Here is a 14334-nt window from a genome sequence, read left to right as displayed (position 1 = left end):
GTCAGCGCGAGACCCGCCCGCCGAGAGCGCGCTCGTCGCGCTTTCCCGAGCTGTCCTGTCGCAGCTCCTTCGGCAGCGAGAACATGAGGTCCTCTTCTGCGGTGCGCACCTCTTCGACGTCGGCGTAGCCGGCTTCGTCGAGTGCCTCCAGAACCTCGCGCACGAGCACCTCGGGCACCGAGGCGCCGCTGGTCACACCGATCGTGCGCACGCCGTCGAGCCACTCCTGACGCACCTCGTCCGCGTAGTCCACGCGATAGGCGGCCTTCGCGCCGTACTCGAGGGCGACCTCGACCAGACGCACGCTGTTCGAGGAGTTCGCCGAGCCGACCACGATGACCAGGTCGGAGTCGCTCGCGATCTTCTTGATGGCGACCTGGCGGTTCTGGGTGGCGTAGCAGATGTCATCGGAGGGCGGGTTCTGCAGCTCGGGGAAGCGAGTGCGCAGTCGGTTCACCGTCTCCATCGTCTCGTCGACCGAGAGGGTGGTCTGCGAGAGCCAGACGACCTTGTTGGGATCCTTCACGACAACGGTGTCGGCCTCGTCCGGCGAGTTGACGATCGTCACGCGTTCGGGCGCGTGACCGGCAGTGCCCTCGACCTCTTCGTGACCCTCGTGGCCGATGAGCAGGATCTCGAAGTCGTCGCGCGCGAAGCGCACGGCTTCGCGGTGAACCTTGGTGACCAGCGGGCAGGTGGCGTCGATGGCGTGCAGACCGCGGTCGGCAGCGCCCTGCACGACGGCCGGCGAAACTCCGTGCGCGCTGAAGACGATGTGTGCGCCCTCGGGCACCTCATCGACCTCCTCGACGAAGATCGCGCCCTTCTGCTCGAGCTCGGTGACGACGTGGATGTTGTGCACGATCTGCTTGCGCACGTACACGGGGGCGCCGTAGCGCTCGAGCGCCTTCTCGACGGCGACGACTGCGCGGTCGACGCCCGCGCAGTAGCCGCGCGGGGCGGCCAGCAGCACGCGCTTCTCGCCGTCGACCGGACGGTTCTCGAGGCGGGCACGCTCGACGGCGCGACGACGGGTCGGGATGTGCGGCAGGGGCAGCGAGACAGTGGTTGAGCTCACTCCCCCAGTCTACCGATGCCACCTGTTCACGGGCCGGGAGCGGGCGTTCCCCGCGCAGCTCCGACGGCCCGTGGTCGCCGCGTCGGCGGCATCCGGAAGAATGGCCGGGTGACCGTCTTCGAAGCAACCGCGATTCCCGGCGAGCCGCCGCCCGCCGACTCGGTCGCACCGCGCGACTCGACGCCCGCGGCGCCGACGTCGGTCGCGCGCCTGAACGGCACGATCCGCGACTTCATCGCCCGCTGGAACACCGTCTGGGTCGAGGGCGAGATCACCTCGTGGAACCTGCGCGGCGGCAACGTCTTCGCGCGCCTGAAGGACACGCGCTCGGACGCGCAGATCTCGATCCGCGTCTGGTCGAGCGTGCGCCCCCGCATCCCCGCCGACCTCGCCGTGGGCGACCACGTCGTGGCGGCCGTGAAAGCCGACTACTTCGTCAAGGGCGGCGACTTCAGCTTCATCGTCTCGGCGATGAAGCACGTGGGCCTGGGCGACCAGCTCGAGAAGCTCGAGAAGCTGCGTGTGCAGCTGCGTCAGGAGGGTCTGTTCGACCCGTCGCGCAAGAAGAGCCTGCCGTTCCTGCCGCACTGCATCGGGCTGATCACCGGTGAGCGGTCGGATGCCGAGAAGGACGTGCACCGCAACGCTGAGCTGCGCTGGCCGCAGGTTCACTTCCGCACCGAGCACGTCGCCGTGCAGGGTGACCGGTGCGTCCCCGAGGTGCTCGCCGCCCTGCAGCGTCTGGATGCCGATCCCGACGTCGACGTGATCATCATCGCCCGCGGCGGCGGCGACCCGCAGACCCTCCTGGGCTTCAGCGACGAGCGGCTCGTGCGGGCGGTGGCTGCGGCATCCACTCCGGTCGTCAGCGCGATCGGGCATGAGAACGACCACCCGCTGCTCGATGACGTCGCCGATCTGCGTGCGTCGACGCCGACGGATGCCGCGAAGCGGGTCGTTCCGGATGTCGGTGAGCAGCGCGCGATCGTCGCGCAGCTGCGCGCCAGGGCCACCACACGCCTGACTCAGCGCATCTCGCACGACATCGCGCAGCTCGAGCAGCTGCGCTCGCGTCCGGTGCTGCGCTCGCCCGATCCGATCATCGACGACCGCGCCCAGGAGGTCTGGCTGCTGGCATCCCGCGGCCGCGACACCGTCACCAGGGCGCTGGATGCCGCCCACCGGTCCACCGCGGAGCTGCGGGCCTCGCTGCGAGCCCTCTCCCCTGCCGCCACACTGGCTCGCGGCTACGCCATCGCGCACCTCGACGACGGACGCATTCTCAGCGACGCGGCCGATGCTCCCGCGGGCACGGCGATGACCGTGACGGTCGATCGCGGATCGATCCGCGCCGTGTCGGAGGGGCAGGCAACGGAAGCAGGCTGAGCAGCGGGATCGGCGATGTCCGACACGCCGGTAGGATGGGGGCGTGACTGCCCCCAACGACTCCCCTGTCGAAGAACTGTCGTTCGAGGCCGCACGCGACGAGCTCGTCCGCGTGGTCGCGGAGCTCGAGCAGGGCTCGCCCACCCTCGAGCACTCCCTTGCTCTCTGGGAGCGCGGTGAGGCGCTGGCCGCCCGCTGCGAGGAGTGGCTGCTGGGCGCGAAGCGCCGTCTCGACGCGGCCCGTGATGCGGCATCCGGTGGAGCAGCGGAATGAGCCGGGAACCGCGCGTCGTCGCAGGTCTCGGGCGACCCGAGACCGCCCAGGAGACCGCCGATCGCAAAGCGGCGGCCAGCAAGGTCTACCGCTCGAGCCAGACGTTCCGCAACCTCATCGCGGCGCTGATCGTGACGGTCGCCGTCGTCGCGATCGTCGTGCTCGGAGTGCCGCGCGGCGAGGTTCCCGACCGCCCCGCCATCGACGTCGCCACGATCGCCGCAGACGTCGAGACGTCGATGCAGCGGCCCGCACTGGTCGTCGAGGCCGACGACTACTGGCGGGTCAACGAAGCCGCCCTCTCGGGCGGCAGCACACGGGTGTGGACGATCACTCTCGCCCCTGCCGCCGACGACGAGCGCGGGTTCGTCCGCGTCGCGCAGGCCTTCGCAGCCGATGTCGGCTGGGCGCCGCAGGTGCTCGACGGCATGGCCCCGAACGGCACCACGACGATCGACGGTCGCGAATGGGACGAGTTCGATCTGCGAGGCCGCGGCGCCGCGAACATCTCCTATGCCATCGGAACCCAGGCCGGCCCCGATTACATCCTGCTGTACGGCTCGCAGTCGCCCGAGGCGACAGCCGAGCTGGCAGAGACCCTGTCCGCACAGATCGACGACCTTGAGGAGGCCGAATGACCGCAACGCTCACCCCCGCTGAGGCATGGCGGGAGATGCTCGACGGCAACAGGCGATTTGTCGCCGGCACGCCCGCGCACCCGCACCAGGACGTCTCCAAGCGCCATGAGCTGGCCGACGGTCAGGCACCGATCGCGACGCTGTTCGGATGCTCGGACTCGCGCCTCGCCGCGGAGATCATCTTCGACAAGGGTCTGGGCGACCTGTTCGTCGTCCGCAACGCGGGGCAGGTGATCGGCGAGTCGATCGTCGCGAGCCTGGAGTACGCCGTCGGCATCCTGAACGTCCCGCTGATCGTCGTTCTCGCGCACGACTCATGCGGAGCGGTGCGCGCGGCCATCGACGGCACCGCGATCGACTCGGCTCCGCTCCCGGCCGGCATCTGGAAGCTCATCGCACCGATCGTCCCCGCAGCGCGAAAGGTGCTCGCCGAGACCGGCGGCACGACGCCCGCGGACATCGACGCGGAGCTGGTCGGTCGCGAGCACCTGCGCAACACCGTCGCAGATCTGCTGCATTCGTCCGAGATGATCAGCAACGCCGTCGCCGACGGCCGCCTGGGCATCGTCGGCGCCAACTACCGTCTCGCAGAGGGCACCGCGGTGCCCGTCGTCACTGTGGGCATCGACACCGAGGGCTTCGTCCTCGCTTCCGAGGAGGGATCGGCATGACCGACATCGAGTACCGCATCGAGCACGACACCATGGGTGAGGTGCGCGTGCCCGCGAAGGCGCTGTACAGCGCGCAGACCCAGCGCGCCGTGGAGAACTTCCCGATCTCGGGCAAGGGTCTCGAGTCCACCCAGATCGCCGCTCTCGCGCGCATCAAGAAGGCCGCCGCGCTCGCCAACAAGGAGCTCGGCACGCTCGACGGCGCGATCGCCGACGCGATCGCCCAGGCCGCCGACGAGGTGGCATCGGGAAAGCATGACGGCGAGTTCCCCGTCGACACCTACCAGACGGGCTCCGGCACGTCGTCGAACATGAACATGAACGAGGTGCTGGCGAACCTGGCATCCGGAATCCTCGGCTCTGCCGTGCACCCCAACGACCACGTGAACGCGTCGCAGTCATCGAACGACGTCTTCCCGACGTCGGTGCACATCGCCGTCACCCAGGCGCTCATCGACACGCTCATCCCCTCGCTCGACCACCTCGCCGTCGCCCTTGAGGCGAAGGCCGAGCTGTGGAAGGACGCCGTGAAGTCGGGCCGCACCCACCTCATGGACGCGACCCCGGTCACACTGGGCCAGGAGTTCGGCGGCTACGCCCGTCAGATCCGCCTCGGCATCGAGCGTGTGCAGTCCGCCCTCCCCCGCGTAGCGGAGGTGCCGCTCGGCGGAACGGCAGTCGGCACGGGCATCAACACCCCGCTCGGCTTCCCGCAGAAGGTCATCGAGCTGCTCGCAGCCGAGACCGAGCTGCCGATCACCGAGGCGAAGGATCACTTCGAGGCGCAGGCCAACCGCGACGCCCTGGTCGAGACCTCGGGCGCGCTGCGCACCATCGCCGTGTCGCTGACGAAGATCAACAACGACCTGCGCTGGATGGGGTCGGGCCCGAACACCGGTCTCGGCGAGCTGCACATCCCCGACCTGCAGCCCGGATCGTCGATCATGCCCGGCAAGGTCAACCCGGTCGTCCCCGAGGCCGTGCTCATGGTGTGCGCGCGCGTGATCGGCAACGACGCGACGGTGGCCTGGGCGGGAGCATCCGGCTCGTTCGAGCTGAACGTCGCCATCCCCGTGATGGGCACGGCGCTGCTCGAGTCGATCCGTCTGCTCTCGAACGCCGTGCGCGTGCTGGCCGACAAGACCATCGACGGCCTCGAGGCCAACGTCGAGCGCGCCGCCGCCTTCGCCGGCATGAGCCCGTCGATCGTCACGCCGCTGAACAAGGTCATCGGCTACGAGGCTGCGGCGAAGATCGCCAAGCACGCGGTCGCCAAGGGCATCACGGTGCGCGACGCGGTCATCGACCTCGGCTACGTCGAGCGCGGTCAGATCTCGGAGGAGGAGCTCGACGCGAAGCTCGACCTCCTGTCGATGACGCACGCCGGCTGAGCCGGGGGGCGCCTTGTGCGCCTTTGCACAGATTTCCCCGTTCTGCACACGGATCCGCACGATTCGTGTGCAGAGCGGGGATTTCTGTGCTTGGACGCTTCTCCACACCTCAAACCCATCCACAACTTGTCCCCAATTCCTGGGATTCGGCACCGTCAGGTCCCTCCGCAGTCGCCAGAGTGGATGCCTTGCTCTCGGCTTCCGACACCATCCACCGCCTCGGCGGCGTCGCTCGAGGCGGGCACCTCCTGACGCTCGGGTTCGATCGTCGTCACCTCTCTGCCGCTGTGGCACGGGGTGAGATCCGACGTGTGCGACCCGGCGTCTTCAGCACGAACACTCTCTCTGGCGAAGTCCACACCGCAATCACCCACGGCGGCGCTCTCACCTGCGTGAGTGCTCTGCGTCTGAAGGGCGTCTGGACGCTCTCCGAGTCCGAAGCGGTCCACGTCTGGATGGGCCCGGGACGCCATGCCCGAGCGCACGAAAGATGCGGTTGCGTCAACCACTACCAGCAGGGACGCCCACCGCTGGGCACCGCTTCTCTCGTGACGGCACTGCTTCACTTTCGTCAATGCGAAGGCGATGAGGCGTTCTTCGCGGCCTTCGAGTCGGCTTGGCGCAAAGGGCTGCTGTCACGCGCGCAGCGCAATCAGGTCCGCGCCGGACTGCCCCGGGGTGCGCGGTGGCTGGTCGACCTTGCGAGACCGGATGCCGACAGCGGCCTGGAATCGCTGCTGCGGCTACGGCTTCACATCCTCGGCGTCCGCCTGGAGTGCCAGGTCACCATCTTCGGCATGGGGCGGTCGACTTCGTGGTCGACGGTCGCCTCATCATCGAAGCAGACGGCAAGGAGAACCACGACGGACCTACCAAGCGGCACAAGGATCTGGTTCGGGATGCCGCGGCTTCCGCCCTCGGGTACGAGACCCTGCACTTCGACTACGCACAGATCATCCACGACTGGGCTACGGTGCAGCGGTCCATCATCGCTGCGCTGCAGCGAACGGCTCAGCGAGCGTGACGCCGGCTGTGGATAACTTCCCCGGCGTTCCAACGATCCGGGTTACCGTGGTGCCGTGACGATGACGACCCCACTCGTGCGCACCGGCTCGGCCCTCGCCGCCGCCGGCCTGCTGATCGGGATGCTGTCGGCCTGCACTCCTGATGAGCCGACCCCGAAGCCCACGAAGACCGCCGCCTTCGCCACGGATGAGGAGGCGTTTGCCGCGGCAGAGGAAACCTATCGGGCGTATGTGGATGCGGTGAACACCTCCGACTTAGATCGTCCAGAGTCTTTCGAGCCTGTCTACGATTTCTTGACGGGAACGGCCCTCGCGGTTGAAAGGGAAAGCGTCAGCAAGTACCAAGCAGCGGCCATCATGCGTGAGGGCGACACCAGGTTCGATCGCTTCACTCCGGTCGCCGCCAGCGGCGAGACCATCACTGCCAACCTCTGCATCGACGTGAGCGCGGTGCAGCTTACATATTCTGACGGGTCTTCCGCCCTACCCCCCGATCGGCTGACGCGTGATTCTCGAGAGGTTACGTTTGTGTCCGGCGGCTCCCCCACGGGGCTTGCAATATCCGAGTACGACAACCCGGAAGGCGACTTCTCGTGTTGACCCGGCTTCGTCATCTGAAGGCTCTTGTGCTTGTCGTGACCCTCGGCGCGATGCTCTCTGTGACCGCACCTGCCGTCGCCGAAGAGAACGGCGACGAGCCGCCCACAGGCATTTTCGACCTCTGGTCAAAGAACAGCGACGGCACGACAACCATCGGGGGGAAGTCGCAGAGGCCGGGCTCGAACGGTATCCATCTTCTTCCTCAAGACGGCCTACCTCGGGCGGCTCGAACGCCACGATCGGCAACAGCCCTCGCCAATCCACCGGCTCCGATAGCTGCGTCGTGGACTGGGACGCGTATCTCGGGTGCTGGAGTGTCGGCGCTCCTAGTGTCCCCGCCCAGCCCGAGGATGGCGAGGAGTCCCCGGGCCTGCCGCCGATCACCATCACTGACCTGGCGAGCTTCTCCCCGGCCAAGGGCACCGTACTGGGCGAGCCGGACAACCTCGGCGTCGCGGGTCTGCCGACGAACTTCGTGACCGAGGCGGCGACGCACGTCCGTTCCGGCCAGCTGTTCGGATTCCCGATCGATGTGCGCTTCACGCCCGCGGCCTACACGTTCCACTACGGCGACGGAGAGTCGAACACCACCTCCTCCCCCGGCGCGAGCTGGCAGAGCCTCGGCCAGGCGCAGTTCACCCCGACTGGCACCAGTCACACCTACACCGAACGCGGCACGTACGACGCCAGCGTCGACGTCTCGTACACCGCCGAGATCGACCTCGGCGCCGGATGGTTCCCGATCGAGGGCCGGCTCGACATCTCTGGACCGACGCAGCAGATCCGCATCTTCGAAGCGCACACGGCCCTCGTCGCCCGCACCTGCGCCGAACAGCCCTCGGCCCCGGGCTGCTGAAACAGCCATTCACGCTCAGCCCGCCCGCTGAGCGCGCACGACCGGGCATCCGCGCCCCCTCCAGCCGGCCCGGCGGCCGTAACGCGATACGAACCGCGGGCCGACACTCCAGATGTCGGACGCATCTTCAGCGATCGCCCGACAACTGGTGTGTCGGCCCCCATGACGTCAAGTCAGCGAAGCCTTCGGACGAGGCGGCCAACCCAGCCAAGCAGGTCAGCTCAGCTCGCCACCCTCCAGCAGCTCGGTCACGAGCGCCGCGATCGCCGAACGCTCCGAGCGCTGCAGCGTCACGTGTCCGAACAGGTCGTGACCCTTCAGCGTCTCGATCACGCTCGCGATGCCGTCGTACCGGCCGACCCGAAGGTTGTCGCGCTGCCCGACATCGTGTGTGAGGATGACCCGCGAGTTCTGCCCGATGCGGCTCAGCACCGTCAGCAGCACGTTCCGCTCCAGCGACTGCGCCTCATCGACGATGACGAAGGCGTCGTGCAGCGACCGGCCGCGGATGTGCGTGAGCGGCAGAACCTCGAGCATCCCGCGCTCGACGACCTCCTCCAGCACGTTGCCCGAGACCACCGATCCGAGGGTGTCGAACACCGCCTGACCCCAGGGGTTCATCTTCTCGCCCTGGTCCCCCGGCAGGTAGCCGAGCTCCTGACCGCCGACGGCGAACAGCGGACGGAACACGATGATCTTCTTCTGCTGCTGCCTCTCGAGCACCGCCTCCAGACCCGCGCACAGCGCGAGCGCGGACTTCCCCGTGCCGGCTCGCCCGCCGAGCGACACGATGCCGACCTCCGGGTCGAGCAGCAGGTCGATCGCGATCCGCTGTTCAGCCGAGCGGCCGTGCATCCCGAACACCTCACGATCTCCTCGCACCAGCCGGTACTCGCCATCCGCGATCACGCGACCGAGCGCCGAGCCGCGCTCGGAATGGATGATGAGCCCGGTGTTCACCGGCATCCCCCGCACCTCTTCGCTGAGCCCGACCTCGCTCTCGTACAGGTCGCTCATCTCGTCGCCCGAGAGGTCGAGGGTCGCGATGCCAGTCCAACCGGCATCCACCGCCTGCTCGGCCAGGTACTCCTCGGCCGCCAGACCCAGCGACGCCGCCTTCACGCGCATCGGCAGGTCCTTCGACACGATCGTGACGTTCTGCCCGTCGCCGGCGAGCTGCGCCGCCGTGGCGAGGATGCGGCTGTCGTTGTCGCTGAGCCGGATGCCCGCGGGCAGCAGCGACATGTCCGCATTGCCCAGCTCGACGCGCACAGTGCCGCCATCCCCCACCTCGATCGGGAAGTCCAGCCGACCGTGCTCGATGCGCAGCTCATCGAGGTGGCGCAGCGCGCGCCGGGCGAAGTAGCCGAGCTCAGGATCGTGGCGCTTGCCCTCCAGCTCGCTGATGACCACGACGGGAAGCACGATCGAGTGCTCCGCGAAACGGAACAGGGCCTCTGGGTCGCTCAACAGGACCGAGGTGTCGAGCACATATGTGCGAAGAGCCGTGTCATCGTGTGACACGGCTCGGGCTGCTGACGTGGACTGCTGCTGTGCTGTACGTGTGGTCACGATCCACTCCCACTCGGGATGTGCTCCCGGCTCTGCAGCGAGTCGACCAGGGTCACGAGTCGCAGACCTTCAGGCCGACCCGACCGGACACGGTGTCCGATGCCATGAACGTACTTCCGCGACGTGCACGACGCGCGCGACACGCTGAACACGTCGCTTAAGTTCCGGTGAACGGCCGACGTCCGAACCCCTCGAGCGCCGCATCCAGCATGTCGAGCGTCTCCTCGCTGGTCCCCGCGTGCGCAGCCACACGCACAGCGCCCGCACGGCTGGTGAGCACCAGTCCCGCGTCGGCGAGCGCGGTGCCGAGCGCCTCCGCGTCATCCGGCACCAGGGAGACGATCCCCGCTCGCCGCTGCGGCTCGCGCGGCGTCTCGACCCGGATGCCATGGCGCGCCGCCATGTCGATCATCCGGGCGACGTTCTCGGACACCCGCGACTCGACCCAGGCAACGCCGACACCGTGCAGCTCGTCGAGAGCGGCCGCTAACCGCGCGGACGCGAGATGGTCGGGAACGCTCGTCGTGTAAGCACGCGCTGTGGCGGCGGGAGCGGGGACGGCACCCCGGAACGGGCCGCTGGCAGCCAGCCCGGTGATCCCGCTCAGCACCGGCGCGACGCGCTCGCGCGCCGCATCCGAGAAGCGGGCGAACCCCGTGCCGCGACCGGCCCGCAGCCACTTGTAGCCGTGACCGACGACGACGTCCGCCGCCGACCAGTCCTCCTCGACGACGCCGAACGACTGCACGGCATCGACGACCAGCAGACGCTCCGGGCCGATCAGCTCGCGAAGGGCCGCGAGGTCCGCGCGATAGCCGGTGCGATAGTCGACGTGGCTCACCGCGAGCGCGGTGACCGACGCGTCGAGCGCGGCGCCGACGGCATCCGCAGTCACCCATCCATCCTGCGGGTCGATCCAGCGCGGCGCCAGCCGCCCCTCCGACAGATCGGCCGCCCGCTGCAACGGCAGGGTGATGCTCGGGAACTCGGAGGTCGCGGCGATCACCGTGCCGGTCAGTCCGTACAGGGCGTGCTGCAGGGCATCCGTCGAACTCGGGCGCAGCACCACCTCGTCGGTTCGTGCGCCGAGCAGCCCGGCGAGCGCGTCGACGGCCTCGACGCTGCTCGACTGCACTCGGGCGTGGTCGTGCGGAGAGAAGGATGCGAGCTGCTCGCCGGCACTGTCGAGTGCCGCCCGCACCGCCGGCGACAGCGGGCCGAGAGCCGCCCAGTTCAGATAGCCGGTCTCGCCGGCGAACGACACGAGGTATCGCTCCGCCGTCTCCGGCGGGGTCTCCTCGGTCATCGTCCGAACCGGCGGTCGCGGTCGGCGAAGTCGCGGATGGCTCGCAGGAAGTCCACCTCGCGCAGGTCGGGCCCGAGCGCCTCGACGAAGTAGAACTCGCTGTGCGCGCTCTGCCACAGCAGGAAGTCGCTCAGTCTCTGCTCGCCGCTGGTGCGGATGACGAGGTCGGGATCGGGCTGGCCGCCGGTGTACAGGTGCTCGCCGATCATCTCGGGCGTGAGCTGCTCGGCCAGGTCCTCGAGAGTGCCACCGGAGGCATCGTGCTTTCCGATGATGCTGCGCACGGCATCGACGATCTCGTTGCGTCCCCCGTAGCCGACGGCGAGGTTGACGTGCAGCCCGGCGTGTCCGCTCGTGCGCTCCTGCGCCTCCGCCAGCACCCGCGACAGCTCGGGCGGCAGGATGTCGGAGCGTCCCACGTGCTGCACCCGCCACTCGCCGTGCTCGGCGAGCGAGTCGGCGAGTTCGGCGATGATCTCGATGAGATCGCCGATCTCCTTCGAGTCGCGTTTGAGCAGGTTGTCGGCCGAGAGCAGGTAGAGCGAGACCACGCCGATGCCGAGCTCATCGCACCAGCCGAGGAATTCGCGCATCTTCGCGGCCCCCGCACGGTGACCGGCGGCCGCGCTTTCGAAGCCGAGTTGGCGGGCCCATCGACGATTGCCGTCGATCATCATGGCGACGTGGTGGGGAGCCTTCGACGCATCTATGCGCCGCCGCAGGCGTCTCCCGTAGAGCCGATAGAGGGGTCCCCGTCCCGAGCTCTCGCGTGCAGTCACGTGCCTACGCTACCGCCACCGACGCCGCCGCAGCACTCAGGACATGTACCGCTGGCGGCATGCGCCCGATCGTAGAGTGAGCGGGTGAGCACCCGACCCTCTGACGACGCAGATGTCCCCGAGCTCCCCCTGATGGAAGCGGCCGCGGTCGATGCCGCGGTCGAGGTCAGACCGACCTGGCGAGGCTGGATCCACGCGGGCACCTTCCCGGTCGCGATCGTCGCCGGCGTCGTGCTGATCACCCTCGCGCAGGGCGCTCCCGCCAAGTGGGCGGCAGCGGTGTTCATGGTGACGTCGATGCTCCTCTTCGGCAACTCGGCACTCTACCACCGGTTCGACTGGGGTCCGACGACCAAAGCGGTTCTCAAGCGCATCGACCACGCCAACATCCTGCTGCTGATCGCCGGCACGTACACGCCTCTCGCGACGCTCGCGCTGCCGCCGCAGAAGGGGCTCACGCTGCTCGTCGTCGTGTGGAGCGGGACGGTGCTCGGCATCCTGTTCCGCGTCTTCTGGATCAACGCCCCGCGCTGGCTGTATGTCGCCCTCTACCTCGCACTCGGCTGGGCCGCGGTGATGTACATGGCCGATCTGCTGCAGGCCAACGTGGCGATGATGGTGCTCGTCTGCGTCGGCGGTCTGCTGTACACCGCGGGAGCGATCGTCTACGCCATGAAGAAGCCGAACCCGTGGCCCGGGCACTTCGGATTCCACGAGATCTTCCACGTCTGCACCGTGCTCGCCTTCCTCTGCCACTGGACGGCGTGCCTGCTCATCTCGCTCGAGCCGCTCTCCCCCTCGCTCGGCTTCGGCGCCTGACGCCGACGGCGCGGTCTCGCATCCACTGAATCCGGATGCCCGATCCTGTGCCCTCGACGCGGGACGTAACGCTCCGCGTCGTCATCTCAGCGCGAGGGATACGCTCGAATTCCGCGTCACAGCAGAGGAGCGACAATGGCCGAAGTAGAGAGCTTCACCCTGGACCACACCGCCGTCAGCGCACCGTACGTGCGTCTCATCAGCGTCGAGCACGGGCCGAAGGGCGACGCGATCTCGAACTTCGACGTGCGATTCGTGCAGCCGAACGAGGGCGAGATCCCCACGGCCGGTCTGCACACCATCGAGCACCTGCTGGCGAGCGTCGTCCGCGACCGCATCGACGGACTCATCGACATCTCGCCGTTCGGATGCCGCACCGGCTTCCACGCGATCTTCTGGGGCGAGCCTGACGTCACGGACGTCGTCGCAGCGGTGCGCGGCGGCCTGCAGTTCATCGCCGAGACCGCCGCATGGAGCGACGTGCCCGGCGTCTCCGCCGTGGAATGCGGCAACTACCGCGACCACAGTCTGCACAGTGCGAAGGAGTGGTCGAAGACCATCCTCGATCAGGGCATCAGCCTCGACGCGTTCCAGCGCGTCGGGGTGTGAGCCGGACGGGTCTCAGCGCCTGTTCTCGTCGCCGTCGGCCTGATCGCGCAGCGCCGCCTCCTCGGCATCCAGCTCTTCGCGCACCTCTTCGCGGTAGCGCACCTTGCGGATGCGGCGGTTCATGTCCCAGATCAGCAGCACGACGGCGGCGACGATGATCACGATGATCGCGAAGCCCGCGAATCCGGGGGTCACCGAGTTCGGGTCGACCGTCATCGACGGCGTCGGCATCGGGGTGGTCTCACCGAACAGGATCATGGTCCGCCTTCTCCTCGCAGGTCGAATAACCTGGAAGTCCAGCCTATCCGCCGTCCACCCCCGGGAGAGACGTGACCACCGCACGCGAGCTCGATGAGCGATACGGTCGCACCCCCCGGCGACGCCTCCCCTGGATCATCTTCGGCGCCGCCGCCCTGGCGGCGGTCGTCGCCCTCGGCTGGACGATCGTGGCGAAGCAGATGAGCGCGGTGGATGCCGACGATCTGGGCTTCACGGTGGTCGACGCGCACAGCGTCGACCTGCGCTTCCAGTTCACCGCGCCGCAGGGCGCCGACGTCGCCTGCGCGGTGGAGGCGCTCGACGTGGAATTCGGCGTCGTCGGCTGGAAGATCGTCGAGATCCCCGGCGGGGAGCATCACACGAAGGGCGTCGCCGTCAGCATCCCGACCGTCGCCGAGGCGAACACCGGTTTGGTGAAGGCCTGCTGGGTCGCCTAGAATCATCCGAAAGATGACCGACGCCCCGGCCGATACCGGGGCGTCTTCGCATATCCCACGGGTCGTTCGACGACTCGATATCCGAGAAGCCCCTGCAGGGGCTCACACCGAAGGAGCAGGCTGTGTCCACAGACGCTCAGGTACCTTTCCTCACGCAGGAGGCGTACGACCGCCTCGTCGAAGAGCTCGAGCACCTCTCGACGGTCGGCCGTGAAGAGATCGCCGCCCGCATCGAAGCGGCCCGCGAAGAGGGCGACCTCAAGGAGAACGGCGGTTACCACGCCGCGAAGGACGAGCAGGGTAAGCAGGAGGCGCGCATCCGCACGCTGCAGCAGCTGCTGAAGACGGCGAAGGTCGGCGAGGCGCCCACCAGCCGCGGCATCGTCGAGCCCGGCACGGTCGTCACCGCGATCGTCGCGGGCGACGAGGAGGTCTTCCTGCTCGGCAGCCGCGAGATCGCAGCCGGCGGGGACCTCGACGTGTACAGCGAGGCCAGCCCGCTCGGTCAGGCGATCCTCGGCCTCAAGGTCGGCGACAAGTCCAGCTACGAGGCGCCCAACGGTCGCGCCATCACCGTCGAGGTCACGGGCGTCGAGACCTACACCGGCTGATCC

At 68.4% G+C, this 14334-nt stretch carries 17 protein-coding genes; 12 read left to right on the top strand and 5 right to left on the bottom strand.

The window, feature by feature from the left end:
- Position 1: 1 nt before the first annotated feature.
- Positions 2 to 1042, bottom strand: a complete 1041-nt coding sequence (locus ACIPV2_RS03025) for a 4-hydroxy-3-methylbut-2-enyl diphosphate reductase (RefSeq protein WP_101187464.1) — start codon at positions 1040 to 1042, stop codon at positions 2 to 4.
- Positions 1043 to 1186: 144 nt separating this feature from the next.
- Here ACIPV2_RS03025 and xseA point away from each other — a divergent pair, with 144 nt between their 5' ends.
- The 8 genes from xseA to ACIPV2_RS02985 all read left to right on the top strand — a co-directional run bounded on the left by xseA (position 1187) and on the right by ACIPV2_RS02985 (position 7919).
- Entirely contained in the window at positions 1187 to 2464 is a 1278-nt protein-coding gene (gene xseA, locus ACIPV2_RS03020; protein WP_400838307.1) for an exodeoxyribonuclease VII large subunit, read from the top strand.
- A 43-nt stretch (positions 2465 to 2507) separates the two neighbouring features.
- Positions 2508 to 2738: an exodeoxyribonuclease VII small subunit gene (locus tag ACIPV2_RS03015; RefSeq protein ID WP_400838304.1), complete on the top strand. Its 231-nt coding sequence runs from the start codon at positions 2508 to 2510 to the stop codon at positions 2736 to 2738.
- Positions 2735 to 3376: a DUF4245 family protein gene (locus ACIPV2_RS03010; RefSeq protein WP_101187276.1), complete on the top strand. Its 642-nt coding sequence runs from the start codon at positions 2735 to 2737 to the stop codon at positions 3374 to 3376. Before ACIPV2_RS03015 ends, ACIPV2_RS03010 begins: the two co-directional genes overlap by 4 nt.
- Positions 3373 to 4047, top strand: coding sequence for a carbonic anhydrase (locus ACIPV2_RS03005; RefSeq protein WP_400838301.1), 675 nt, complete (start codon positions 3373 to 3375; stop codon positions 4045 to 4047). Before ACIPV2_RS03010 ends, ACIPV2_RS03005 begins: the two co-directional genes overlap by 4 nt.
- Positions 4044 to 5438: a class II fumarate hydratase gene (locus ACIPV2_RS03000; protein ID WP_400838298.1), complete on the top strand. Its 1395-nt coding sequence runs from the start codon at positions 4044 to 4046 to the stop codon at positions 5436 to 5438. The genes ACIPV2_RS03005 and ACIPV2_RS03000 overlap by 4 nt, the downstream gene beginning before the upstream one ends.
- An 814-nt stretch (positions 5439 to 6252) precedes the next feature.
- On the top strand, positions 6253 to 6462 hold the full coding sequence (locus ACIPV2_RS02995; RefSeq protein ID WP_400838295.1) for a DUF559 domain-containing protein: 210 nt from the start codon (positions 6253 to 6255) through the stop codon (positions 6460 to 6462).
- A gap of 55 nt (positions 6463 to 6517) precedes the next feature.
- A complete protein-coding gene (locus tag ACIPV2_RS02990; protein WP_400838292.1) occupies positions 6518 to 7063 on the top strand; it encodes a hypothetical protein in 546 nt (181 codons plus the stop codon).
- A gap of 283 nt (positions 7064 to 7346) precedes the next feature.
- Complete coding sequence (locus tag ACIPV2_RS02985; RefSeq protein WP_400838289.1) at positions 7347 to 7919, top strand: PKD domain-containing protein; 573 nt, start codon at positions 7347 to 7349, stop codon at positions 7917 to 7919.
- A 216-nt stretch (positions 7920 to 8135) separates the two neighbouring features.
- Here ACIPV2_RS02985 and ACIPV2_RS02980 read toward each other — a convergent pair whose 3' ends face one another.
- From ACIPV2_RS02980 to ACIPV2_RS02970, 3 genes are all read right to left on the bottom strand, one after another.
- Positions 8136 to 9491, bottom strand: a complete 1356-nt coding sequence (locus tag ACIPV2_RS02980) for a PhoH family protein (RefSeq protein ID WP_400838286.1) — start codon at positions 9489 to 9491, stop codon at positions 8136 to 8138.
- Between the two features lie 157 nt (positions 9492 to 9648).
- Positions 9649 to 10797, bottom strand: a complete 1149-nt coding sequence (locus ACIPV2_RS02975; RefSeq protein ID WP_400838283.1) for an aminotransferase class V-fold PLP-dependent enzyme — start codon at positions 10795 to 10797, stop codon at positions 9649 to 9651.
- Positions 10794 to 11576 carry an isoprenyl transferase gene (locus ACIPV2_RS02970; protein WP_400838280.1) on the bottom strand — a complete coding sequence of 261 codons (783 nt, stop codon included), beginning with the start codon at positions 11574 to 11576 and terminating at the stop codon, positions 10794 to 10796. Before ACIPV2_RS02970 ends, ACIPV2_RS02975 begins: the two co-directional genes overlap by 4 nt.
- Positions 11577 to 11708: 132 nt before the next feature.
- Here ACIPV2_RS02970 and ACIPV2_RS02965 point away from each other — a divergent pair, with 132 nt between their 5' ends.
- Positions 11709 to 12395, top strand: coding sequence for a hemolysin III family protein (locus tag ACIPV2_RS02965; protein WP_400839893.1), 687 nt, complete (start codon positions 11709 to 11711; stop codon positions 12393 to 12395).
- A gap of 135 nt (positions 12396 to 12530) precedes the next feature.
- Positions 12531 to 13004 carry an S-ribosylhomocysteine lyase gene (locus ACIPV2_RS02960; protein ID WP_101187286.1) on the top strand — a complete coding sequence of 158 codons (474 nt, stop codon included), beginning with the start codon at positions 12531 to 12533 and terminating at the stop codon, positions 13002 to 13004.
- A gap of 12 nt (positions 13005 to 13016) precedes the next feature.
- On the opposite strand, the gene ACIPV2_RS02955 is transcribed toward ACIPV2_RS02960, so the two are convergent.
- Complete coding sequence (locus tag ACIPV2_RS02955; RefSeq protein ID WP_101187287.1) at positions 13017 to 13262, bottom strand: hypothetical protein; 246 nt, start codon at positions 13260 to 13262, stop codon at positions 13017 to 13019.
- Positions 13263 to 13333: 71 nt separating this feature from the next.
- Here ACIPV2_RS02955 and ACIPV2_RS02950 point away from each other — a divergent pair, with 71 nt between their 5' ends.
- Both ACIPV2_RS02950 and greA read left to right on the top strand, forming a co-directional pair.
- A complete protein-coding gene (locus ACIPV2_RS02950) occupies positions 13334 to 13720 on the top strand; it encodes a DUF4307 domain-containing protein (RefSeq protein WP_101187288.1) in 387 nt (128 codons plus the stop codon).
- 122 nt (positions 13721 to 13842) lie between these two features.
- Complete coding sequence (gene greA, locus ACIPV2_RS02945) at positions 13843 to 14331, top strand: transcription elongation factor GreA (RefSeq protein WP_400838275.1); 489 nt, start codon at positions 13843 to 13845, stop codon at positions 14329 to 14331.
- Positions 14332 to 14334: the final 3 nt, after the last annotated feature.

The organism is Microbacterium sp. NPDC089987, from assembly GCF_044748505.1.
In the GTDB taxonomy this organism is placed as follows: Bacteria; Actinomycetota; Actinomycetes; order Actinomycetales; family Microbacteriaceae; genus Microbacterium.
Note: the sequence above shows the minus strand (reverse complement) of the source record. Positions and strands in the feature narration are given on the sequence as shown.

Coding starts and splice junctions, on each gene's coding strand:
- ACIPV2_RS03000 (WP_400838298.1), top strand. CDS start 4,044: ATGACCGACATCGAGTACCGCATCGAGCACGACACCATGGGTGAGGTG.
- ACIPV2_RS03010 (WP_101187276.1), top strand. CDS start 2,735: ATGAGCCGGGAACCGCGCGTCGTCGCAGGTCTCGGGCGACCCGAGACC.
- ACIPV2_RS02955 (WP_101187287.1), bottom strand. CDS start 13,262: ATGATCCTGTTCGGTGAGACCACCCCGATGCCGACGCCGTCGATGACG.
- ACIPV2_RS02965 (WP_400839893.1), top strand. CDS start 11,709: ATGGAAGCGGCCGCGGTCGATGCCGCGGTCGAGGTCAGACCGACCTGG.
- ACIPV2_RS02975 (WP_400838283.1), bottom strand. CDS start 10,797: ATGACCGAGGAGACCCCGCCGGAGACGGCGGAGCGATACCTCGTGTCG.
- ACIPV2_RS02960 (WP_101187286.1), top strand. CDS start 12,531: ATGGCCGAAGTAGAGAGCTTCACCCTGGACCACACCGCCGTCAGCGCA.
- ACIPV2_RS03005 (WP_400838301.1), top strand. CDS start 3,373: ATGACCGCAACGCTCACCCCCGCTGAGGCATGGCGGGAGATGCTCGAC.